This window comes from Blautia sp. BIOML-A1, from assembly GCF_009883055.1.
In the GTDB taxonomy this organism is placed as follows: domain Bacteria; phylum Bacillota; class Clostridia; order Lachnospirales; family Lachnospiraceae; genus Blautia_A.
This window is the reverse complement of the sequence record NZ_WWVR01000028.1, coordinates 1-23398: the sequence shown is the minus strand read 5'-3', so window position 1 is coordinate 23398 and position 23398 is coordinate 1. Positions and strand designations below refer to the sequence as shown.

At 42.9% G+C, this 23398-nt stretch carries 21 protein-coding genes and 1 pseudogene; 20 read left to right on the top strand and 2 right to left on the bottom strand.

Annotated elements, in window-relative coordinates; translation table 11 throughout:
- The first annotated feature begins 4 nt into the window (after positions 1–4).
- The 20 genes from hisIE (at position 5) to GT674_RS12150 (ending at position 22319) form a co-directional block, all read left to right on the top strand.
- On the top strand, positions 5–1285 hold the full coding sequence (gene hisIE, locus GT674_RS12240; RefSeq protein WP_161285959.1) for a bifunctional phosphoribosyl-AMP cyclohydrolase/phosphoribosyl-ATP diphosphatase HisIE: 1281 nt from the start codon (positions 5–7) through the stop codon (positions 1283–1285).
- Positions 1286–1299: 14 nt separating this feature from the next.
- Positions 1300–2034 carry a glycosyltransferase family 2 protein gene (locus GT674_RS12235; protein WP_161285958.1) on the top strand — a complete coding sequence of 245 codons (735 nt, stop codon included), beginning with the start codon at positions 1300–1302 and terminating at the stop codon, positions 2032–2034.
- A gap of 94 nt (positions 2035–2128) precedes the next feature.
- Positions 2129–4069, top strand: coding sequence for an outer membrane protein assembly factor BamB family protein (locus GT674_RS12230; protein WP_243149118.1), 1941 nt, complete (start codon positions 2129–2131; stop codon positions 4067–4069).
- Positions 4070–4159: 90 nt separating this feature from the next.
- Complete coding sequence (locus tag GT674_RS12225; protein WP_161285957.1) at positions 4160–4681, top strand: GGDEF domain-containing protein; 522 nt, start codon at positions 4160–4162, stop codon at positions 4679–4681.
- 24 nt (positions 4682–4705) lie between these two features.
- Positions 4706–6478 (top strand): extracellular solute-binding protein, encoded by a 1773-nt coding sequence (locus GT674_RS12220; protein ID WP_161285956.1) that lies wholly within the window; start codon positions 4706–4708, stop codon positions 6476–6478.
- A 4-nt stretch (positions 6479–6482) separates the two neighbouring features.
- On the top strand, positions 6483–6821 hold the full coding sequence (locus GT674_RS18265; protein ID WP_330585567.1) for a hypothetical protein: 339 nt from the start codon (positions 6483–6485) through the stop codon (positions 6819–6821).
- Positions 6822–6839: 18 nt separating this feature from the next.
- Positions 6840–9446: a response regulator gene (locus GT674_RS12215; RefSeq protein ID WP_330585566.1), complete on the top strand. Its 2607-nt coding sequence runs from the start codon at positions 6840–6842 to the stop codon at positions 9444–9446.
- Positions 9447–9508: 62 nt separating this feature from the next.
- A complete protein-coding gene (locus GT674_RS12210; protein WP_161285955.1) occupies positions 9509–9970 on the top strand; it encodes an NUDIX hydrolase in 462 nt (153 codons plus the stop codon).
- An 11-nt stretch (positions 9971–9981) separates the two neighbouring features.
- Positions 9982–11448, top strand: a complete 1467-nt coding sequence (locus GT674_RS12205; protein ID WP_161285954.1) for an ATP-binding protein — start codon at positions 9982–9984, stop codon at positions 11446–11448.
- 346 nt (positions 11449–11794) lie between these two features.
- Entirely contained in the window at positions 11795–13009 is a 1215-nt protein-coding gene (locus tag GT674_RS12200) for a BMP family lipoprotein (protein WP_161285953.1), read from the top strand.
- A 27-nt stretch (positions 13010–13036) separates the two neighbouring features.
- Positions 13037–14596 carry an ABC transporter ATP-binding protein gene (locus tag GT674_RS12195; protein ID WP_161285952.1) on the top strand — a complete coding sequence of 520 codons (1560 nt, stop codon included), beginning with the start codon at positions 13037–13039 and terminating at the stop codon, positions 14594–14596.
- Positions 14580–15644, top strand: coding sequence for an ABC transporter permease (locus GT674_RS12190; RefSeq protein WP_178818098.1), 1065 nt, complete (start codon positions 14580–14582; stop codon positions 15642–15644). Before GT674_RS12195 ends, GT674_RS12190 begins: the two co-directional genes overlap by 17 nt.
- A complete protein-coding gene (locus GT674_RS12185; protein WP_161285951.1) occupies positions 15644–16558 on the top strand; it encodes an ABC transporter permease in 915 nt (304 codons plus the stop codon). Before GT674_RS12190 ends, GT674_RS12185 begins: the two co-directional genes overlap by 1 nt.
- Positions 16559–16569: 11 nt before the next feature.
- A complete protein-coding gene (locus tag GT674_RS12180; protein ID WP_161285950.1) occupies positions 16570–17136 on the top strand; it encodes a cysteine hydrolase family protein in 567 nt (188 codons plus the stop codon).
- An 11-nt stretch (positions 17137–17147) separates the two neighbouring features.
- The gene (locus GT674_RS12175) at positions 17148–18086 is read left to right on the top strand and encodes a carbohydrate kinase family protein (RefSeq protein WP_161285949.1); all 939 of its coding nucleotides are present in this window, start codon (positions 17148–17150) and stop codon (positions 18084–18086) included.
- Between the two features lie 15 nt (positions 18087–18101).
- The gene (locus GT674_RS12170; protein WP_161285948.1) at positions 18102–18869 is read left to right on the top strand and encodes a nucleoside phosphorylase; all 768 of its coding nucleotides are present in this window, start codon (positions 18102–18104) and stop codon (positions 18867–18869) included.
- Complete coding sequence (locus tag GT674_RS12165; RefSeq protein WP_161285947.1) at positions 18862–19650, top strand: BtpA/SgcQ family protein; 789 nt, start codon at positions 18862–18864, stop codon at positions 19648–19650. Before GT674_RS12170 ends, GT674_RS12165 begins: the two co-directional genes overlap by 8 nt.
- Positions 19651–19670: 20 nt before the next feature.
- The gene (locus tag GT674_RS12160; protein ID WP_161285946.1) at positions 19671–20819 is read left to right on the top strand and encodes an iron-containing alcohol dehydrogenase; all 1149 of its coding nucleotides are present in this window, start codon (positions 19671–19673) and stop codon (positions 20817–20819) included.
- A 3-nt stretch (positions 20820–20822) separates the two neighbouring features.
- Entirely contained in the window at positions 20823–21542 is a 720-nt protein-coding gene (locus GT674_RS12155) for a tryptophan synthase subunit alpha (protein ID WP_161285945.1), read from the top strand.
- A gap of 48 nt (positions 21543–21590) precedes the next feature.
- Positions 21591–22319 carry a GntR family transcriptional regulator gene (locus GT674_RS12150; protein ID WP_161285944.1) on the top strand — a complete coding sequence of 243 codons (729 nt, stop codon included), beginning with the start codon at positions 21591–21593 and terminating at the stop codon, positions 22317–22319.
- A 227-nt stretch (positions 22320–22546) separates the two neighbouring features.
- On the opposite strand, the pseudogene GT674_RS12145 reads toward GT674_RS12150, so the two are convergent.
- Both GT674_RS12145 and GT674_RS17930 read right to left on the bottom strand, forming a co-directional pair.
- Positions 22547–22843, bottom strand: a pseudogene (locus GT674_RS12145) (SulP family inorganic anion transporter); the annotation flags it as partial.
- Between the two features lie 163 nt (positions 22844–23006).
- A complete protein-coding gene (locus GT674_RS17930; RefSeq protein ID WP_334297017.1) occupies positions 23007–23156 on the bottom strand; it encodes a zinc ribbon domain-containing protein in 150 nt (49 codons plus the stop codon).
- Positions 23157–23398 lie beyond the last annotated feature (242 nt).

The following is a 23398-nucleotide window of genomic DNA, read 5'->3' as shown; positions in this document are numbered from 1 at the left end:
TCCTATGAATAAAAAATTACTAATTCCGTGTCTGTATTTACAGGCGGGCAAAGCAGTGACCGGTTTTGGACAGAGAAACCTGTTTGGTGATGGTGACGTAGAGAAACTGGCACGTTTTTACAGTGATAATGGAGCAGATGAGATTCTGGTCTTTGACTTTTCTTCGGGAGATGCAGAACATGGACAGGCAATCGCGAAGATCCGGGAAATCTGTGCGGCATCTGAAGTACCGGTTATGGCAGCCGGAAATATCAACCGCATGGAGGATGTCAAAAAACTGATCTATGCCGGATGTGCCAGGGTTGTTCTGAATTTTGCAAAAAACAGTAATGTGGAGCTTCTCGAAGGAATGTCCAGGCGTTTTGGAAAAGAGAAGATGCTGGTATGCATCTCCTCACTTGAGGAATATGAGGATCACAAAGAAATGATTTGTGAGTATGCTTCCGGGATTCTTGCACTGGATGCGGTACCGAAGATGCAGGAAGGTTCCAGGCTGCCAGTGATCTTCCATACAGAAGAAAGCAATGCAGAGTCACTGCAGTCGCTTCTTTTGGATCCTCTGATCGGAGGGCTGAGCGGAAGCTTTATCAGTGCAACGGAAACAGATCTCAATGAATTTAAGCAGAACTGTAAGGAAGCCGGAATCCCGGTCAATACCTATGAGAGTGCGATCAGCTGGTCTGAGTTTAAGCTAAACGGTGACGGAATGGTTCCGGTCATTGTACAGGATTATAAAACCGATCAGGTGCTGATGCTGGCCTATATGAACGAAGAAGCCTTTAATATGACGGTCAGAACCGGCAAAATGACTTACTGGAGCCGCAGCCGCCAGGAACTCTGGATCAAAGGACTGACTTCCGGACATTTTCAGTATGTGAAATCCTTGCATTTGGACTGTGATAATGATACAATTCTTGCGAAGGTAGATCAGATTGGTGCAGCCTGCCATACAGGAAGCAGGTCCTGCTTTTTTAAAGAACTGATAAAAAAAGAATATGACGATACGAATCCCCTCAGGGTTTTTCAGGATGTTTATCAGGTGATCGCAGACCGCAAGGCACATCCGAAGGAGGGGTCTTATACGAACTATCTTTTTGACAAAGGAATCGACAAGATTCTCAAGAAAGTCGGCGAGGAGTGCACAGAAATCGTGATCGCAGCAAAAAATCCGGACAAAGAAGAAATCAAATATGAGATTTCAGATTTTCTGTACCATGCCATGGTGCTGATGGTAGAGAAAGGTGTTACCTGGGAGGATATTACCCGGGAGCTTGCCCGCAGATAACAGGAGATCATGTAGTGAAAACAGAAAACGAAAAGTTATATATCGTCATACCGGCATATAATGAGCGTGATAATATCTATCAGGTGCTGGATGACTGGTATCCGGTGGTGGAGAAACATTGCGGAGGAGGAGAATCCCGTCTGGTCGTGATCGATGACGGAAGTAAGGACGATACGTATGCGATCATGCAGGAATATGCGAAGACGCATCCGCTGTTTCAGCCTCTGACCAAGCCTAATGGCGGCCATGGTGCAACGGTATTATATGGTTATCGTTATGCACTGAAGCAGGGAGCAGATTATATTTTCCAGACAGATTCTGATGGTCAGACACTGCCGGAGGAGTTTGAGCCATTCTGGGAGCAGAAGGAATCCTACGATATGGTGATTGGATGGAGAAATAAGCGTCAGGACGGCGAAAACCGTATTTTTGTCACAAAGACCCTTCGTTTTGTGATCCGCATCTGTTTCGGAGTTTCCGTGACAGATGCCAACACACCGTTCCGTCTGATGCAGGCGGAGACACTTCAGAAATATATCGGCCTTATTCCGAAGGACTTTAATCTTTCCAATGTCATTCTTTCCGTGATTTATGCAAAGAAAGGATGCAGGGTCAAATATATTCCGATCACATTCCGTCCGAGACAGGGTGGTGTGAATTCCATCAATATGAAAAAAATATTCGGAATCGGCAGACAGGCAGTCAGAGATTTCCGAAAAATAAATAAAGTATTATCCCGGGGAGTTTGATTCTCCGGGATTATTGTCGTATAATAAAAATACTTTATTTCTGCCGGGTTAGCAGGAAATGAATTAACAGGGGCAGCTTTTTGAGGAGAGGATTATGGAACAGAAAAGAAATACACATATCAGGAAAAGCAGGTACAGTCCCAAAGTTACAGAGGAACATACTGTACATCCAGAGATGACAGAGAGACAGAAACTGAAGAAGAGTCTGTCTGAAACACAGAACGAAAAAAAACGAAAAACACAGAGTTCAGAGCAACCTGCAAGACCGGTACAGCATCAGACTGCTGCTTCCAGACACCGAAGCCGCCGCAGGAGGAGAAGATTCCGTCTGAAACCACAGTTTAAAATAGGAGGTATCCTGTTTCTGGTACTTCTGCTTGTTTTTGCCGGCGGCAGGATTTTTCTGTCTGGCAAACAAACAGACAACAAAAAGGTAAAGGCCGCAGCCTCCAAAGATGCAAAGGCAGCAGGGGATCTCGTGGAAATGGAGGTGACGAAGGAGATTTCCTTTGAGCCTCATTGTGTGGAGTCAACAAAACCGGAGAATCTGATTAGTTATACGAATATTGAGGTTGATGGAACGCAGCTTACAAATATCTCGGATTATCGGCCGGAGAGTGATATTCAGTTTCAGGTAGGAGAGGATTACACCGATGTAGACGGGATCGTCACATTCAGGGGAAACAGTTTCCGTGATAATCCGACACATGGTTATGCGAATATGAATGATTATAAGCTTAACAGCTTATGGTCAGCAGACACAGGTTCTCTTGCCTCAGGAAATACAGTATGGACAGGAAGTGGCTGGACAGGTCAGCCTCTGATGATGAAATGGCCAAAAGAAGTCAAAGCCCATATGAACATGACTGAGAAAGCCAAGGCAGATGATGATCTGGTCGAGGTGATCTATGCCTGTATGGACGGAAATGTCTATTTCCTTGATCTGAAAACAGGTGAGAAAACGCGGGATCCTCTGTATCTTGGCTATACATTCAAGGGTGCAGGTGCACTGGATCCGAGAGGTTATCCGATCATGTATGTCGGTGCCGGATACAACAGTGACGAGGGAACGGCGCGCGTTTTCGTTGTTAACCTGATCGACTGCAGTGTTATGTATACCTTTGGTGATAACGATGAATTTTCACTCAGAGGAAGTCTGAGCTTTTTCGACGGCTCTGCACTGGTAGATGAAGAGACGGATACGCTGATCTATCCGGGAGAAAATGGAATTCTTTACCTTATCAGGCTGAATACCAGTTATGATGCAGCTGCCGGCTCCTTATCCATCAATCCAGGCAGAATCGTGAAATGGCGTTATTATGGAACAAGAAGCAGTGGCGAGTCTTTCTGGCTTGGAATGGAGGACAGTGCTGCTGTCTATAAGGGCTATGTCTTTATGACAGACAATGGCGGAAACCTGATGTGTCTGAACATAAATACCCTGCAGCTGGTATGGGTGCAGGATACGCTCGATGATTCCAACTCCACGCCGGTTCTGGAAATCGAAAACGGACATCTGTATCTGTATGTAAGTACTTCTTTCCGTCTGGGATGGAGAAGCAATGATTCTGCAACGATCCCAATCTGGAAGATCGATGCACAGACAGGCGAGATCATCTGGCATACGGATTATCAATGCTACACAGACGATGGTGTTTCCGGCGGCGTTCAGTCTACGATTGCCTGCGGAAAGAACAGCCTTTCTGATTACATATATGTCACAGTTGCCAAAACTTCTGACAATGCCTCGGGAGTCCTGGTCTGCCTGAAGAAATCTGACGGCTCCAAAGTCTGGGAGGATTCCTCCTCCTATGCCTGGTCTTCACCGGTCTGTGTTTACAATAAAGACGGAAACGGCAAAGTCCTCTACTGCAACAGTACGGGGGATGTCCGTCTGCTTGACGGCAAAACAGGAGAATTGAATGATAAACTGTCGATCAGTGACGGTGTGATCGAGGCCTCCCCGGCTGTGTATGACAGCTACATGGTTGTCGGCACCAGAGACTGCAAGATCTGGGGAATCCAGTTTAAGTAAATCGTAACTGTTCAGTACCCTCACAGTTACAGTATATAGCAAGCAGGCAGGTAGCTGCTGTTAATGAGAACAGCGACATTTATAAGCTGAGTGATCTTTATTTATTCTGTAAATTATATGGTAGATCTGACTCCGATCACATTCATCATAATACTGGAACACCTTCTGATGGCAGCAGTCATTACGTTTTTTCTGCATTCAGGCTATCGGGAACTAAAAGAACACAGGAATAATAAGCTGAACAGAGTTATGGCAGATGCTAATGATCTGAAGAAGATAAATGATAATCTCGGTCATCAGAAGGGGGATGAACTGATCACGCAGATAGCCAGTTGTTTAAAGCAGGTGATCAAAAATGATGGAAACTGCTATAGGACTGGTGGAGATGAATTTGTTATCTGCGTAAAAGGAAAGACCAGACAGGAAATCGAAACATACGTGACCTGCATTCGGAAAGAATTACGACGGATGAATGACAGGAAAGATATTCCGGTGTCTGCAGCGATCGGTTATGCGTGGACTTCTGAAAAAGCAAAAAATCTGGACAGACTGATGCAGGAAGCGGATGATGCGATGTATGAAGACAAAAAGAAAATGAAAAAGAACCGATAACTTTGATAAAAGAGAGGAGAATTTATGAAAAAGAAAAAACGGAATCCCACTTTCACTGTATTTTTGGTAATAGTTATGGCAATATCACTTCTGTCAGGCTGTGGCGAAAAGAAGGAGGAAAAAGAGGAAAAAGATACAATCACAGTCTATTTGTGGAGCACAAGCCTGTATGAAAAATATGCATCATACATTCAGGAACAGCTTCCGGATATCATTACCTGTTGCCGGTTTTCCCTGCATGATGCCAGCCCACTGAAGGACAGTCTGATGGATCTTTCCACGACGAATGAGGCGGGTGCCGTTTACAACTCCTATCTTACCAGCTTTATGAATGAAGACGGCAGTGTGAACTGGCTTCCGGTATGTGCGGACGTTCATGGTTTCATTGCCAATAAGGATCTTTTTGAAAAGTATGATATCCCATTGCCGACAGATTACGAGAGCTTTGTTTCTGCATGCCAGAGATTCGAGGAAGAGGGAATTCGGGGATTTAGTGCAGATTACTATTATGATTACACCTGCATGGAAACACTGCAGGGACTGTCGGCAGCAGAGCTTTCTACAGCAGCCGGACGCAAGTGGCGTACAGCCTACAGCGATCCGGGAAATACAGAGAAGGCAGGACTGGACGAGACTGTCTGGCCGAAGGCCTTTGAACGTATGGAGCAGTTCATTCAGGATACGAAACTGAGTGCGGATGATCTGGATATGAATTATGATGATGTGGTCCAGATGTATCAGAATGGCGAGCTTGCCATGTATTTTGGCAGTTCATACGGTGTAAAAATGTTTCAGGACCAGGGAATCAACACGACATTTCTCCCATTCTTTGAAGAGAACGGCGAAAAGTGGCTGATGACCACGCCATATTTCCAGGTGGCACTGAACCGCGATCTGACACAGGATGAAACACGTCGCCAGAAGGCAATGAAAGTATTGAATACAATGCTTTCTGAGGATGCACAGAATCAGATCATCATGGATGGTCAGGATCTGTTGAGCTACAGTCAGGATGTGGATATTCATCTTACAGACTATCTGAAAGATGTTAGGCCTGTGATCGAAGAAAATCATATGTATATCCGTATTGCGTCCAATGACTTCTTTGCTGTTTCCAAGGATGTGGTTTCCAAAATGATCGAAGGAGAGTATGATGCAGAACAGGCGTATCAGGCATTCAATGCCCAGCTTCTTGAGGACGATCCTGCTTCGGAAGAGGTAGTATTAAATTCACAGAAATCCTATTCCAATTATTTTCATGCAAGTGGCGGAAATGCATCTTATTCTGTCATGGCAAATACGCTGCGTGGCATGTATGGGACAGATGTGCTGATCGCGACTGGAAACAGTTTTACCGGAAATGTGCTGAAGGCAGGATATACCAAAAAAATGGCAGCCAGTATGATCATGCCAAACGATCTCCAGGTTTACAGTCGGAAGATGAGCGGAGCAGAATTAAAAGAGACCGTCAGAAGCTTTGTGGAGGGTTATCAGGGAGGGTTTATCCCATTTAACCGTGGTTCGCTGCCAGTAGCCAGTGGTATTTCCATGGAAGTCAGAGAAGACAAAGATGGTTATACACTGATCGAAATTACAAAGAATGGAAAAGCTATTCAGGATGATGATACTTTTACAGTAACCTGTCTGGCAGCAGCACAGTATATGGAAGCTTTTCAGACAGACAAAAATATCGTCTTTGATGGAGGAGATGTGCAGGTGACAGATGACTGGATCAATTATGTTTCAGATGGTGATGCCATTCTTGCAGAACCTGAAGATTATATCACTTTGAGGTAAAAGGATGGGCAGTACGAATCATACTACGAAAAGAAAGAAGAAGTTTTTTAGAAGAAATCGATTAGGAATAGCAGCTTTTGTTGTTTTGCTTATAGGAGTTGTCTGTGGCGGCCTCCAATATTCTGACTTTGTGTCACGGACGATTTATAAGGAAAGTGTTTCTCATCTGACAGAAGTTTTTCACCAGTCCAATAATCTGTTAAGTGAACTGGCGGATAAAAATCTGACCTATCTGCATATGTGGAGTGAGTATCTGACGAATACTTCCGACGAAAGTGAAATTCGTGAGTACATAGATAAGGCACAGGAAGAGGCAGGCTTTTTATCGTTCTATTTTCTGTAGGCTGACGGCAATTATAAGATGGCAACAGGTAAGACGGGATATCTTGGATTACAGGAAAATCTCGAGGATGAGATAAGGCAGGGAAAGGACCTCATAACAAATGTGGCACTTCCCGGGAAATCTCAGATGCTTGTATTTGTCAGTCCCAGGGCGTATGGAACCTATCAGGGATTTGAATATGATGCCATTGCGATTGCCTATGAAAATGCCGATATTGTAAAAGTACTGGATATTTCTGCCTTTCAGGGAAATGCAAAAAGCTATGTCGTCCATTCAGATGGTCGTGTAGTGATCGACCATTCGAATGAATCCTGGGGGACAGTATATAATTTCTTTGGTGTTCTCAGAGAGCATTCAGATATTTCTGAAGAAATAATCCTTGAACTCTCAGACCAGTTCAAAGAGGGACGTACCGATGCAATGCTTGTTAAGCTGGATGGAAAGGATTACTATCTGGTTTATGAAAAGTCAAAAATCCAGGACTGGACATTGCTGGGGCTGGTCCCGACGGATATCGTCAATACCAGTATGAATACTCTGCAGTTCACTACCATGCTCCTTGTGGGGGCAGTGATGCTTTGCGTTACGCTGTTTATCATTGGACTTATCCTCAAAAAGAGCAGTGTAAGCCTGAAGAAAAAGGATACAGAAATCCTGTATCGGGATGAACTTTTTAAAAAGCTTTCTATGAATGTGGAGGATGTCTTTCTCATGCTGGATGCCAGAACATATAAGGCAGATTACATCAGTCCGAATGTAAATAAACTGTTGGGCATTACGATAGAACAGCTTCAGGAGGATGTTCATGTCCTGGCAAAACTGCAGCCTAAGGAGACCGGGAATCGTACAAAGAATTGTCTGGCGGGGATTTCGACGGATGAACAGAAAGAATGGGATTTTGAGTATATTCATCAGAAAACCAGAGAGCGGCGTTGGTTCCATATTGTTGCTATGGGCAGCGAAGTAAACGGAAAAAAGAAATATATCCTGGTTATGTCAGACCGTACAGCCGATAAGAAAATGAATCAGGCACTTTCGGAGGCTGTTCATGCTGCAGAGACTGCAAACCGGGCAAAGAGCACCTTCCTCTCCAATATGTCTCACGACATCCGGACACCAATGAATGCGATTATTGGGTTTACTACTCTTGCTGTAAGCAATATCAATAACAGAGAAAAGGTTAAGGATTACTTAGGCAAGATTCTCTCCTCCAGCAATCATCTGCTTTCTCTTATCAATGATGTGCTGGATATGAGCCGTATTGAGAGCGGTAAAATCCATCTCGAAGAGACCGAAGTCAGTCTGTCCGAGATTCTTCATGACCTAAAGACGATTGTCAGCGGGCAGATCCATGCAAAACAGCTGGAACTCTATATGGATGCCATGGACGTAACGGATGAAGATGTGTATTGCGACAAGACACGACTGAACCAGGTCCTTTTGAACCTGTTATCCAATGCCGTTAAGTTTACTCCTGCAGGCGGGACCGTTTCTGTCCGGATCAAACAGTTTCCAGGTAAACAGAGAGACAGCGGTCTGTATGAGATTCGAGTGAAAGACAATGGAATCGGTATGAGCCAGGAGTTTGCGCAGAGGATTTTTTCACCATTTGAACGTGAGCGGACCTCCACGGTCAGCCGGATCCAGGGTACGGGACTTGGTATGGCTATCACCAAAAACATTGTGGATATGATGGGCGGTACCATTGATGTTCAGACTGAGCAGGGGAAGGGCAGTGAATTTATTGTCCGTCTGGCACTGCGTATCCAGCCGGAACATCATCGTGAAGAAAAGATCGCAGAGCTGGAGGGATTGAAGGCTCTGGTGGTAGACGATGATTTTAATACCTGTGACAGTGTGACAAAGATGCTTGTGAAGGTGGGAATGCGTTCGGAATGGACGCTGTCCGGTAAAGAAGCCGTTCTTCGTGCCCGACAGTCCATGGAACTGGGGGATGCTTTTCATGCCTATATCATCGACTGGCGTCTGCCGGATATGAACGGTATTGAAGTTACCCGCCAGATTCGCGGACTCGGGGATGATACACCGATCATTATCCTGACAGCCTATGACTGGTCAGAAATTGAAGTAGAAGCAAGGGCTGCCGGAGTCACTGCATTCTGCTCCAAGCCGATGTTTATGTCAGATCTCAGAGAGACGCTGATGACCGCGATCGGAAAGCAGCAGGGAGAGAATGATGATGAGATTCTTCCGAGAGAAAGTTCTGATTTTACAGATAAGCACATCCTTCTTGTAGAGGATAACGAGCTTAATCGTGAGATCGCTGTAGAAATCCTCAGGGAATATGGATTCCAGGTCGACACAGCGGAAAATGGTGCCATTGCCGTAGAGAAGATTTATCGCTCAACACCGGGAGATTATGATCTGGTGCTGATGGATGTACAGATGCCTGTCATGAATGGATATGAGGCCACCGGACATATTCGTGCACTGGAGAATCCTGCACTGGCTCAGATTCCGATATTTGCAATGACCGCCAATGCGTTTGATGAGGACAGAAGGACAGCACTGAGCTGCGGTATGAACGGGTTCCTTTCCAAGCCTATTGTCATCGAAGAACTGACGCATACTCTGCAGAATATATTTGGAAATGAAGGAATATAATCCGGAAGGATGCTTCGGGTAATGTAAGAAGAATCAGTCATAGAAGAAACTGGAGAGACAAAATGAAAATAACAACCTTATGTTACATAGAAAATAATAATCAGTATCTGATGCTGCACAGAGTAAAAAAACAGAATGATATAAACCAGGGAAAGTGGATTGGAGTTGGCGGACATGCAGAAGGCATAGAATCCCCGGAGGAATGTCTTGTGCGTGAGGTAAAGGAAGAAACAGGACTGACACTGTTGTCCTATAAATTTCGTGGTCTGGTCACATTTATAAGCAGCGAATGTGAACCAGAGCTTATGTGTGTATTTACTGCAGACGAATATGCCGGTGAACTGATAGAATGTAATGAAGGAGATCTTAGCTGGGTGGATAAAGCGATAGTGCCGACACTGCCAACATGGGAGGGGGACAAAGTCTTTCTTGAACTGCTTCTTTCAGGAGATGAGAGATTTTTCTCTGTGAAACTGCAGTATGAAGGTGAGAAACTGATAAACAAGCAAATCAATCTTTATTAAAGGCAGAAGCCATGAGATCCATATCCATATACACGATCACAAGAAATCAGAATTTATCCTCTCTGTCAAAACTGGAACGCCAATTGTCAGACAGAGAGCACTTTCTGAAAATACGGGAATGGGAACTGGAAAGTATGAAGTCGCTGGTGCGTCGACTGGAGGCACACATGGATGACGTATATTCTCTGCGTTTCTTTTATTCTTATCAGATTCCCAGACTTGGAAAAGAATTCGATCTTCTTCAGATCAAAGAGGATCAGATTATCAATATCGAATTGAAAAGCGGAGTTGTTTCTGATGAAGCAATCCGCAAACAGCTCATGCAAAACCGTTACTATCTTTCTGTCCTGGGCTGCACCATACAGTCTTACACCTATATCAGCAGTCAGGACAGGCTTGTAAGACTTACCAATCATGACCACATTGTGGACGCAGACTGGAAGGATCTGTGCAGGGCACTGCAGAGAGAGAGTGACGACTATCGGAGAGATATTGATGATCTGTTTCAGGCAGAGCTGTACCTGATTTCTCCGGTCTCAGAGCCGGCCCGTTTCCTGAAAAAAGAATATTTCCTGACATCCCAGCAGAGAGATATCCAGCGTCAGATTTTGAAGAAGCTTCGTATCGGGCGATATGGATATTTTTGTTTCACGGGTCTTCCCGGAACAGGAAAAACGCTTCTTCTTTATGATATTGCCATGAAACTGTCCAGACGTCAAAAGGTTCTGATCATTCACTGCGGAAATGCCGGCAGCGAATGGAAAATTTTACATGAACGTTTGAGGCGTATTGATTTCCTGGCAGATGACCAGCTGACAGAAGAAGTATCGCTGGAAGCTTACAGCGCAGTTCTGGTAGATGAGACACATTTACTTTCTGCCGAAAAACTGCAGATTTTGTTAAAACAGTATAATGGACATTTTCCACTCATCTTTTCCAGTGACTCTGAAGATGCCATATGTCCGGATGAATTAGGCACAGATACCATAAAATTTATAGAAAATCTGCCGGAGATCCAGATATTTCATTTGACTAACCGGATTCGGACCAATGCAGAACTGTCCTCATTCATTCAGAACATGATGCATTATACGGGAAGAAAAACAGCCAATTTCTATCCCCATGTTTCTGCTGTATATGCAAATGACGAGGGTGAGGCAGAGATGCTGCTGAAGGATTATACCAGTCAGGGATATCAGTACAGACCACTGGTCTGTACCAGGTACCATGAAATGGAGATGACTGCTGTCAGGGATACAAAATGCCTTGTTACTGTACTGGATGATCGTTATTATTATGATAAAAACGGCTATCTTCGCTCCAGATATTTCTGTGAAGGAAAAGAATCCGAAGTCCGCAGCCTGTTCCATCAGCTGAATCAGGCAAAGGAGGAGCTTTCCATAATCGTCAAACAAAATGAAGATGTATATGAAACACTACTGACACTTTTGCAGCCGGGCAATCTAAAATGGCAGTAATTTTGTATGGCATTGTATGTTATAAAAAGAAGTGTAAGGTTATGATGAAAATCGAAGGATAGAGATCCCGTATTACCCCAAAAGTGTACACCAGGTGTACACTTTTTTCTTTTGGAAATTTCAACAGGTATTGTCCATGAAAGCAGGTGGTATTGTCACTTGTTATATGCGAAAATCCAAATATAAAAGGGGCAAATTGTGAAAAACATACAATAAAACGGATATAAAATTGCTATATATGACAAAAATAAATAAAGGTCTTTACTTTTTGGAAGCGGTGAGGTATATTATAGAAAAACTCAACTGGTCATGACGACATGACATCATAACAAAAGGAGGAAAATAAATGAAGAAACGAGCAGTACAGGCACTTGGATGTTTACTGGTGATGACAATGATGGCGGGAAGCTTGACAGCATGTGGGGGAAAGACGGAGACAGAAGCAGAGACAAAAACAGAAACAAAGGCAGACAAAAAGAACAGTGATGTAAAGGTTGCCATCATTTGTTCCGCGGCAGGACAGAATGATAATGGATATAACCAGTCTGCTGTAGAAGGTGCCAAGAAAGCAGCTGAGGAATTCGGTATTGAATATAAAGTTGTCGAGCCGACAACCGGAGTACCGCAGGCACTGGAATCCTTAGCTGATGATGGATACAACCTGATCTTTAACCTGGAATACGATTTCGAAGCACTGATCCAGGGAACCGGCGGTTCCAAACCGATCGCAGAGATGTATCCGGACACAACCTTCGTTTGTGTAAACGACAATCCGAATCAAGATGAAAACGGAAATGTCATTCACAAAAATGTAATCAGCGTTCTCTTTGATGTACAGCAGGCATCCTTTGTGGCAGGTGCACTTACTACACTGGTTAATGAAAACACGGAGACATTGTTTGGTACAGACGAGTATAACTTCACACCGGCAGATGATGGCGGACGTTCCGTAGGATTTATCGGAGGAACAAACTCAAATGGTATCACAGTATTTTCTTATGGATACATTGAAGGTGTAAACTACGAAGCAGAAAAGTTAGGCGTAAATTATGACTATTATGCAAAATACGACGCAGGTTTTGCTGATTCAGCAACAGGAAGTACAGTTGCCGGAACTTATTACAACCAGGGAGCCAACATTGTATTCGCTGTAGCAGGTTCTGTAGGTGATGGTGTTGCATCAAAGGCAAAAGAAGAAGGAAAACTTGCTATTCAGGTAGATGCAAATAAAGACGATCAGCAGCCAGGATATATCCTGACAAGTGTTATCAAGAACACAGAAGTACCGGTATATGACATTGTAAAAGAAGCAGTAGACGGAAAACTTTCTGAGATGGATGCTGCACAGACCTATTCCTTGGCTTCAGGAGCTGCTTCTATTACAGACCTTGCTGAGATCAGCAAACATGTACAGGAAAGCGGAGAAGAAAAATGGGAAGAGATCAAAGCTGAGATCAAAGATGTAGAGGATAAGATCTCAGATGGAACAATTGTAGTAACGGATGCACAGAGTGGAGAAGAATTCGATGCTTCTAAATGCCCGAATGTTACAGTGAAATAATTGTTTTAGCAGAAAGGGGGCAGCAATATGAACAGCATGATACAGACGATTGATCTGACCAAAAAATTTAACGATTTTGTTGCGAATGATCATATCAATCTGGATGTAAAAGAACGGGAAATTAAATGTATTGTAGGTGAAAACGGTGCGGGAAAATCTACAATGATGAATATGCTCTACGGATTGCTGCAGCCAACAAGTGGAAAAATCCTGATTCGGGGTAAAGAGGTCACATTAAACAGTCCGATTGATGCGATCGCAAACGGAATAGGGATGGTGCACCAGCATTTTAAGCTGGTGCCGTCTCTGACCGTATATGAAAATATATTGTTGGGTGCGGAAATTACACAGAATAAAAATGGAATGAAAACTCCATTTATTGATCAGAAAGAAGAAATTAAGAGAGTTGAGAAGCTGATCCAGGAAAATCATTTTGAATTAAATGCAACGGATAAGATTGAAGATATTTCTGTCGGGGGTCGTCAGAGAGTAGAGATACTCAAGATGTTATACAGAAACGTAGATATACTGATCCTGGATGAGCCAACAGCTGTACTTACATCTCAGGAAGTTGACGAATTGATGGTGACTCTGAAGAATCTGAAGGAACAGGGAAAGACGATCATTGTCATCACGCATAAGCTGAGAGAGGTTATGGAGCTGGCAGACAGTATCACGGTCATCAAGCATGGCAAGGTTGTCGGAAATGTGCTGAAAAAAGATACCAGTGAACGTGAACTGGCACAGATGATGGTCGGAAGAGATGTTGTTCTTACTGTGAATAACGAGCGAAAACAGAAGATCGATCCGGAAGTTATGTATAAAGTACAAAATCTTACGACAATAAATGATTACGGAAAAGAAGTCGTATCCGATATGTCCTTTGAGGTACATAAAGGAGAAATCCTTGGAATCGCCGGTGTTGAAGGAAACGGACAGTCAGAGCTTGTAAAACTCATGACAGGTTTGATGGAGTCAACAAGAGGAACGGTAGTCTTTGGCGGAGAAGATGTTACAAACTGGTGGCCGGAGAAATTAAGAAAGGCAGGTCTTGGAATTGTTCCTGAGGATCGATATGCACAGGGACTGTGTAGAGAAATGACAGTTGCTGACAACTGTATAGCAGGTTATCACGGAGACAAAGATAACTTTAAATACGGGCTCTTTGATAAGAAAGTGATCAATGCCAAAAGAGATAAATACATCAAGGAATTTGATATCCGTCTTGGTGATGTAAATGGTAACATTGGAAATTTATCAGGAGGAAATGCACAGAAGGTCATCATCGCAAGGGAACTTGCAGCGAAGCCGAAAATGCTGATAGCCTGTCAGCCGACACGAGGCGTTGATATCGGATCGATTGAATTCATACACAAACAGATCCTGAAATTCAGAGATGAAGGAAATACAGTTGTTCTGATTTCAAGTGAATTATCAGAGATCATGAGTTTGTCTGACAGAGTGATCGTTATGTACAAAGGTAAGATTTCGGGAGAAGTATCACCGAAGGAAGTATCAATGGCTGCGATGGGACTTCTGATGGCTGGAATTGGAAAGGAGGAACAGGATCATGAAAAAGAAAGATAATATCGTAAAAGGAATCGTCAATTCTGTACTTCCGGTAGTTCTCGCATTTGTTCTTGGCGCGTTCATCATTGTCGCGATCGGAGAAAATCCACTGGAAACTTACGGTGTACTGATCCAGAAATCACTGTTAACAGGAAAAGGCTTTATGAATACCCTGCATTATGCATCTCCGCTTATTCTGACAGGACTTGCGATCGCGATCACATTCAAAGCCAATCTGTACAATATGGGTGTGGAAGGTCAGATGCTTCTGGGCGGATTCTTTGCAGGAATCACCGGAGCATATCTCAATATTTCAAATCCATTTTTAAGCAAACTGATCTGTTTTCTGGTTGCAATTGCCTGTGGAATGGTGTTCGCATTGATTCCGGCACTTCTGAAGGCAAAATGCAATGTAAATGAAATGGTTGTAACGCTGATGTTAAACTATGCAGTTTCCAAAACTCTGGAATTTCTGACAACTGGCGTTTTTAAGGATCAGAGTGCAGGATATGTGGCAACACCAACGATCAATGAGAATGTAATGTTCAAAAGATTTGGTTCTTCAAGAATGACAATGTTCTTTGTGATCGCAATGATCATTCTGGTGATCATGTACTTTATTATGAAGAAATCCAAACTGGGATATGAAATCACAGCTATTGGAAAAAATCCTGAATTTGCAGAAGCTACAGGAATGAATGTCGGAAAAAAAATCATCGTTATGATGCTGATCAGTGGTGCACTCTCCGGAATAGCAGGTGCAGGCTGGATGTTAAGTGACCAGTTTAAATACACTCTGACATTTTCTGCTAACCCGGGTCTTGGATGGGACGGTATGCTGATCGCCCTTCTCGGAGGACACTCACCGGTTGGAATCTTAATCGCATCTATCTTTTATGCAGCCCTGAAAACAGGCAGTGACAGTATCAATATGTATACTGCAGTTCCGAAAGAGATTGTAGCGATCATCCAGGGAATGATCATCCTGTTCCTGGCAGTTAAATTTATTGGTGACAAAACAAGTGTATTCAGTCGTTTTAAAAAGACGAAAAAGGAGGCAGCATAATGGAATTATTAAATAGTATTTTGTATGACACAGTATACCATAGTGCTCCTATTATTCTCTGCGTGATCGGTGGAATCTTTGCATATAAGGCAAATGTACTGAATATTGCACTGGAAGGAATGATGCTGAACGGAGCATTTATTTCCGTACTTGTAGAGTACCTGACAGGAAGTGTGGCACTGGCAGTGGCAGCCGCGATCCTGACGACCTTGTTATGGGGTCTTGTATTTTCCTTTCTCGGTATTACCTGTAAAGGAAATGTTATTGTCATCGGTCTTGGAATCAACCTGATCGTTCCGGCAGTTGCAAAATTTGTGCTCAAGATCATGGAAGTAGCAAACATCAGCCTTCAAAATGTCAGTGTTGCAGATTTCAAGATCAATATTCCGGGAATCAAAAGCATTCCTCTGATCGGAAAAATCTTAAGCGGACATCCGATCATCACGTATCTGGCGTTTATTGGAATTGCGGCAGCAGCAATCCTGTTATATAAAACAAAATTTGGAATTTATGTCAGAGTTGTCGGAGAAAACGAAGATTCAGCAATCAGTCTTGGTCTTAAAACACAGAAGTATAAATATGTGGCGGTTCTGATCGGAGCATTCTGCTGTGCACTGGCAGGAATCAACCTTTCCATGGAAAGAATGGCAATGTTTACAAGTGACATGACTGCAGGCCGAGGATTCATTGCAATTGCAGCAATCTACTGCGGTCAGGGAAAACCGGTACAGTCCTCACTGTATGCAATCCTATTTGGTGTTGCGAGATCACTTGCAGTCAACTTAAGTGTATTTGCAGGACCGGCAGCAGGAATGTTCGATACCATCCCATACATTATTATGGTGGCAGTACTTGCGGTTGTTTCATTTATGAAATTTAAAGATGTCAAGGTAAGAGGATACAAGTTCGATTAAGGGGGAAGAAAATGGCAAAAACAGCATTGGTGATTGTAGATATGGTTCGTGACTTTACAGATCCGGAAGGGCTGGTATTCTATCCAGAAAACCGACAGATTCTCCCGCGGATCAAAAAGGTACTCGATGAAAGCAGAAAGCATGATCTTCTGGTGGTCTTTTTGCAGCACTGCAATCGAAAGGATAAGCTCGACAGAAAGGCACAGTCTATGAGACCGAACTGTATAGAAGGTACATTCGGAATTGAAATAGACCCGATGCTAAAAGTTGATGAAAAGAAGGATTACGTTATCCGAAAGAGAAGATACAGCGGATTCTTTGCAACAGACCTGGATTTGGTATTACGTGAAAACGGGGTGGAGAACGTTGTTGTTGTAGGTACCAAAACAAACTGCTGCATCAGGGCAACAGTGACAGATGCCTTTTATCTGGATTATAACCCATATGTTATCCGGGAATGTGTGGCAACAAATTCAGAGACAGTGAATGAGGTTCATCTGACAGATATCGATAAATATCTGGGAAAAGTAATTGACATGGATACATTCAGTAAATTATTAGAAAGTGGACAGTTGTAGGAGGCACGGTAATGAAAGTAGATGTTCTGACAAGTGGCTATGTGAGCATGGATCACATCATAAGAATAGCAACACCTGCCAAGGTAGGTTTTACATCACTGGTTACAAATAAATCCAATTCAAAAATCTTTTATGGCGGCTGTTCTGTCAACATTGCTTATGCACTTTGCAGACTTGGTATGAAAGCAATGCCAGTTTTAAGAGTAGGCGGAGATTATGAGAGCAATGGCTTTAAGAAGTTTCTGGAGGAGGGAAATGTACCTCTGGATGGAATTGAGCAGATAGAAGAGGAAGCAACCAGTGTATGTTATCTTTTACAGGATAATAACAATGACCATATCACTGTTTTTTATCCTGGAGCAATGGATGGCAAATATGCACGGGAAATGAAAGACAGCCTGTTTGAAGATGCAAAGCTTGGTGTGATCACAGTTGCATCAAGACCGGATAATGAAGAGTTCTTCGAAAAATGCAAGAAGCATCATGTACCGATGGTATTTGGAATGAAAGACGATTTTGATGCTTTTCCGGAACCATTTCTGAAACAGTTATTAACAGAATGCAAGATTATTTTTACAAATGAAGTGGAATGTGAGATCATCAGGAATCTTTTTGGTCTGAGTACGATCACCGACTTATTTGAAATCGGAAAAGCAGATATTATCGTGACAACTCTTGGAAAAGACGGAAGTATCTGTTATGTACGTGAAGAAGGAAAAATACGCAGCGAAAAGATTGGAATCTGTGAAGTAGAACATGTGGCAGACGCAACCGGACCGGGAGATGCCTATATGGCAGGATTCGTGTACGGATATTTACATGGATACTCTCCGGAAGACTGCTGCAGACTGGGAAGCGTATTGTCCTACTTCGTTTTACAGGCAGAAGGCTGCTGTACAAATGCACCAACAGAGCAGCAATTACTGCAGAAATTTGAGGAATTGCACTGAAAGGGGGAAATACAGATGAGCACATTATATATGGGAGCAAGTGAGGAAACTATTGCAAAATATGTACTTTTTTCAGGAGATCCGTGGAGAGTAGAGGTTGTAAAAAAATATCTGGACAATCCGAAAAAAGTTGCTTTTATGAGAGAATTTAATACCTATACCGGAACCTATAAAGGTGTAGAGATCACAGTAACTTCAACAGGAATCGGAGCTCCGTCAGCGGCGATCGCGATGGAAGAAATGTACGAATCCGGAATGGAAGTTGCTGTAAGAATGGGAACTGTCATGTCCATGCAGGATGATATGTTGGGACATTTCATGGTACCGATCGCAGCTATGAGACGCGAGGGAACCAGCCAGAGCTATGTGGATCTGAGTTATCCGGCAGTTGCAGATGTCGAGCTTGTCAATGTAATGAATGAAACCGTTCAAAAGATGGGAAAACGTTATCTGAACGGTCTCAACTGTACAATGGATGGATTTTACAGCTGCATGCATGACTCAAAGTTCTCCCTGGAATATGGACGGGACATGTCAGAAACATTTGAGGAAGTCAAAAAACTCGGAGTAACAGGAATCGATATGGAATCTTCCTGTATGCTGACTCTGGGACGTCTGATGGGAGTTAAGACCTGTATCCTGACACTTGTCACAGTACTTGAAAATTTAAAAGAAACCTTAAAGGGACAGGAACGTGTGGATGCAGAGGATCTGCTCTGCAGAACAGCACTGGAAGGAATTTATAATTATCATGTAAAAAAGGAGGCTGCTAAAAATGAGTAAAGAAGTACTTACATTAAATTCACAGACAGTAATCGGAATGGTACATTGTCTGCCACTTCCGACAACAGCAGGATTCGACGGAGATTATCAGAAGATCATTGACCGTGCAGTTCAGGATGCAGTGACTCTTGAAAAAGCAGGAGTAGATGCAGTTATCGTAGAAAACATGGGAGATACTCCTTTTTCAGCTCTTTTGAACAAGGCACAGATTGCTGCACTGACAGCTGCGGCATATGCAGTAAAACAGGCAGTCAAGATTCCGGTAGGAATTGATGCAGCATTTAATGACTGTGAAGCAGATATCGCGATCGCAGCAATGGTCGGAGCATCCTTTATCCGTGTTCCGGTATTTGTAGATACCGTATTATTTACAGATGGAATCATTCAGCCATGTGCCAAAAAATGCCTGGAATACCGTAAGATGATGGGACAGGAAAATGTCAAGATTATCGCTGACGTTCAGGTAAAGCATGCACATATGCTGAGAGAGAACATTTCAATCGAACAGTCAGCAAAAGATGCAGCATCTAACGGAGCCGATGGCATTATCGTTACCGGCACACAGGTTGGAGAAGAGACACCACTGGATCTGATCAAGAGAGTCAAAAATGTTGTCAAGATCCCGGTATTTGCAGGAAGCGGTGTAAATGCAGAAAATATTCACGATCAGCTTCAGACAGCAGATGGTGCGATCATTGGTTCCAGTCTGAAAGAAGGCGGAATTTTAACAAATCCGATTTCCTATGAACTGGTAAAAAAAGTATTAGACGGATTAAAGTAAAGAAAGGCAGGAAAATAAAAATGATGAGACCAATGAAACTTGCAGGATCAGAATTAATGTTTGGAAATGGAAGTCTTGCATATATTAAAACAATTAAGGCAAAAAAAGTCAGCATCGTTATTGGCGGACGCAGCATGGAAAGAAGCGGAATGCTGGCAAAGGTAGAAGGCTACTTCAAAGAAGCCGGAGCTGAAACCATGGTGATCAGAGATGTAGAACCGGATCCGTCCTTTGAGACCGTGATCAGAGGAAAAAATGCGATGCTGGAATTTGGTCCGGACCTTATCGTAGGACTTGGCGGCGGTTCTGCAATGGATGCTGCAAAAGCAATGTGGATCTTCTATGAGCATCCGGAACTGACACAGATGGAAGACATCCTTCCTCCAAATGAATTCCCGAAATTACGTGGCAAAGCAAGAATGTGCTGTATTCCTTCAACAAGTGGAACAGCAAGTGAAGTTTCTCGTTCTATTGTAATCTCTGACAACGAAAAAGGATTAAAACATGGTGTGGGAAATATGGAGATGATGCCGGATATCGCAATCTGTGATCCGGAAGTAACCATGTCCATGCCGGCCAAGATTACAGCAGAGACAGGAATGGATGCTCTTACTCATGCATTAGAGGCGCTTGCTTCTAACCGTGCAAACTACGTGTCTGACATTCTTGCAAGCCAGGCAGCACAGGATATTATGGAAACTTTACCGGTGGCATATGAGAATGGAAGTGACTTAAAAGCCAGAGAGATCATGGTGGAGGCATCTATGGTAGCTGGAATGGCATTTACCAATGTTTCCCTCGGAATCGTACACTCCATGGCACATACTCTTGGCGGAATTTTCCATGTATCACATGGTCTGGCAGATGCTGTTATTTTACCGTATATCATCAGATATAATGAGCAGAATGAAGCAGCAAAAGAAGTTTACGCAAACTTTGCAAAGAGAATCGGAGTAGCAAATCTTTATGAAGCAGTAGAAGCACTGAATGCAAAGATTAATATTCCAAAATGCTTCAAAGAGATCCTTCCGGATGAAGAAGCATATATGGCAAAACTGGATGAGATGGCAGCACTTGCAAAAGCAGATGGCTGTACAAAAACAAACCCGGTGATCCCGGAAATCGATGAGTTCAAAGAATTATTTGTTAAAGTATACAGAGGAGAATAAGAAATGGAAATTATTTGTTATTTATCAAATGGATACCCGACAATTGAGGCAAGCTATAACATGGCTGTAGAATATGCAGATGCAGGCTGCAAAATGATGGAAGTGGACTTCCCTTCCAGAAACCCATACCTGGAAAGTGATTACATTGCAGGAAGAATGAAAAAAGCACTGGAAGCCTGTGATGATTATGAGAAATACATGGATTCCATCGTTGCGATCCAGAAAAGACTTCCGGATGTGAAGCTGCTTGTGCTGGCCTATGAGAATACAGTAGAAGATATCGGTGTAGACAGATTTATTGAGTTCTGTTTATCAAATAATTTAAAAGATATTTTGCTTGTTGGTCTGAAAGATGATATTATTAAGGATAAGATAATTGCAGCCGGACTTCAGGTTTCCTGCTATGTACAATTCCACTTACCGAAAGAAGAAGTAGAGATGGCAAAACAGTCTAACGGATTTGTATATTTACAGGCAAAGCCATATGAGACACAGCAGATAAATGAGAAATATCCTACATTAAAAGACGGTGTAGAGTATTTGAGAAGCTGCGGAATTGACAGACCTATTTATTGCGGAGTAGGTGTTCATGCACCAGAGGATGTAAAACTGGTAAAAGAGGCAGGTGGAGATGCAGCGTTTGTTGGCAGCACCATCCTGAAACTGCACGAGGATATTCCTGCAATGAAAGAAAAGATCAGAGAATTCAAGGCTATGTGTTAATATAGGAATCTTCTGCGATTAAAAAAGAAAAATTGAGGTGACAGGAAGATGCTGGATGAAAAGCTGCCTAAATACTATCTTGTAAAGAAGGCAATTGTAGAAAACATTGAGAATGAAGTGTATGATTCCAAAGATCCTATTCCAAGTGAACGGGAACTGATGGAAACATATCAGGTCAGCAGGATTACGGTCCGAAAAGCCATTGATGAGCTGGTTACAGAAGGTTATCTGTACAAGATCCAGGGAAAAGGAACGTATGTAAAAACAGATGAAGGAAGCAGTAATCTTTTTTCTATCACAAGCTGTACCGACGATGTTCTGCGGCTGGGGATGAAACCCAGCAAGGAAGTTGTTGTTTCCAAGATGGTCAATCCTAATGTAAAAAGAGCCAAGGCTCTGGAAATCACAACCGATGATAAGATATACATGATAGGAAGAATCCTGTATGCAGATACAGAACCTCTTAACTATACCCTGACTTTTCTTCCGGAAAAAATCTTCCCCGGACTGTCAAAGTATGACCTGGGAAAGGAATCTCTTTACAGGATCATGACGGAGGTTTACGGTGTTAAGATAACAAAAGCCAGAAGAACCATAGAGGCGATAGGTGCTCAGGATGAGATCGCGGAATATCTGGATGTAGAAGAGGGAACACCTATCATTCTGTTCCGCTGTATCACTCATGGAATCGTGAATGGAAGAGAGATCCCGATAGAAAATTTCAAATGTTATTACAGGACAGATAAGTTCAAATTTTATATCGATCAGGTCAGATGATCGTAGAAGGATTTTAAAGAAGCCGCCGGCAGATGCCGGTGGCTTTTTTCAGCGTGTGCAGTTCAGTTGTTTACCTTATATAAGAGAGGGTATTATTTTGCAATAACCTCTTCCGCACGTTTTAAGGCGGCACTGATATTTGGCTGGAAGTTTTCCTTTCCAACGCGTTTGGTAAATCCTGCTTTGTCCATGACCTTCATCGGCTGTTCGTTGACATGAGAGAATACTACTGTGATTCCTCTTGCCTCACAGACTTCTGCTACAATACCGGCGACGATCGTTGCGAATGCAGCTGTTGGTCCGGCAATCTGTACGCAGCTTCCGCCAAGTGCAGAAATGATAAATCCTGCAACGATGGCTGTGAAAATACCCGCTTCCGGACCAACTCCAGAGGCAAGAGCCAGTGCAATAGAAAGCGGCAATGTAATAATTGCCACAATGATTCCTGCCGTTACATCTTTGAAAAACTGAGAGCGGTTATAATTCTTAAGTGATGTAAGCAAGAATGGTTTAAGTGAATTCATAGTGATAGTATTCCTTTCCTGTGATATGCTCCCACCACTTAAATCATAGATTTTGAAGTGGGGGGCTTCTTGCTCAATGGCTCTATTGAGCCAAGTATCTACAAGCTATCCTCGCGTACCCCGCGATTTTTGCAAGTCCGGATACGGACTTTTTATTGTGCTGTCATGCACATTCTGCAAAGATTCTTTTTCCCTCATTCATGAGGTTCACTGCTGCGTTTACATCACGATCCATTCTGTTTCCACATTCACAGTAATAAATTCTTTCAGATAAAGACAATTCGGCTTTTTTCTTTCCGCATGCACTGCATATCTTACTGGATGCNAAGTGAATTCATAGTGATAGTATTCCTTTCCTGTGATATGCTCCCACCACTTAAATCATAGATTTTGAAGTGGGGGGCTTCTTGCTCAATGGCTCTATTGAGCCAAGTATCTACAAGCTATCCTCGCGTACCCCGCGATTTTTGCAAGTCCGGATACGGACTTTTTATTGTGCTGTCATGCACATTCTGCAAAGATTCTTTTTCCCTCATTCATGAGGTTCACTGCTGC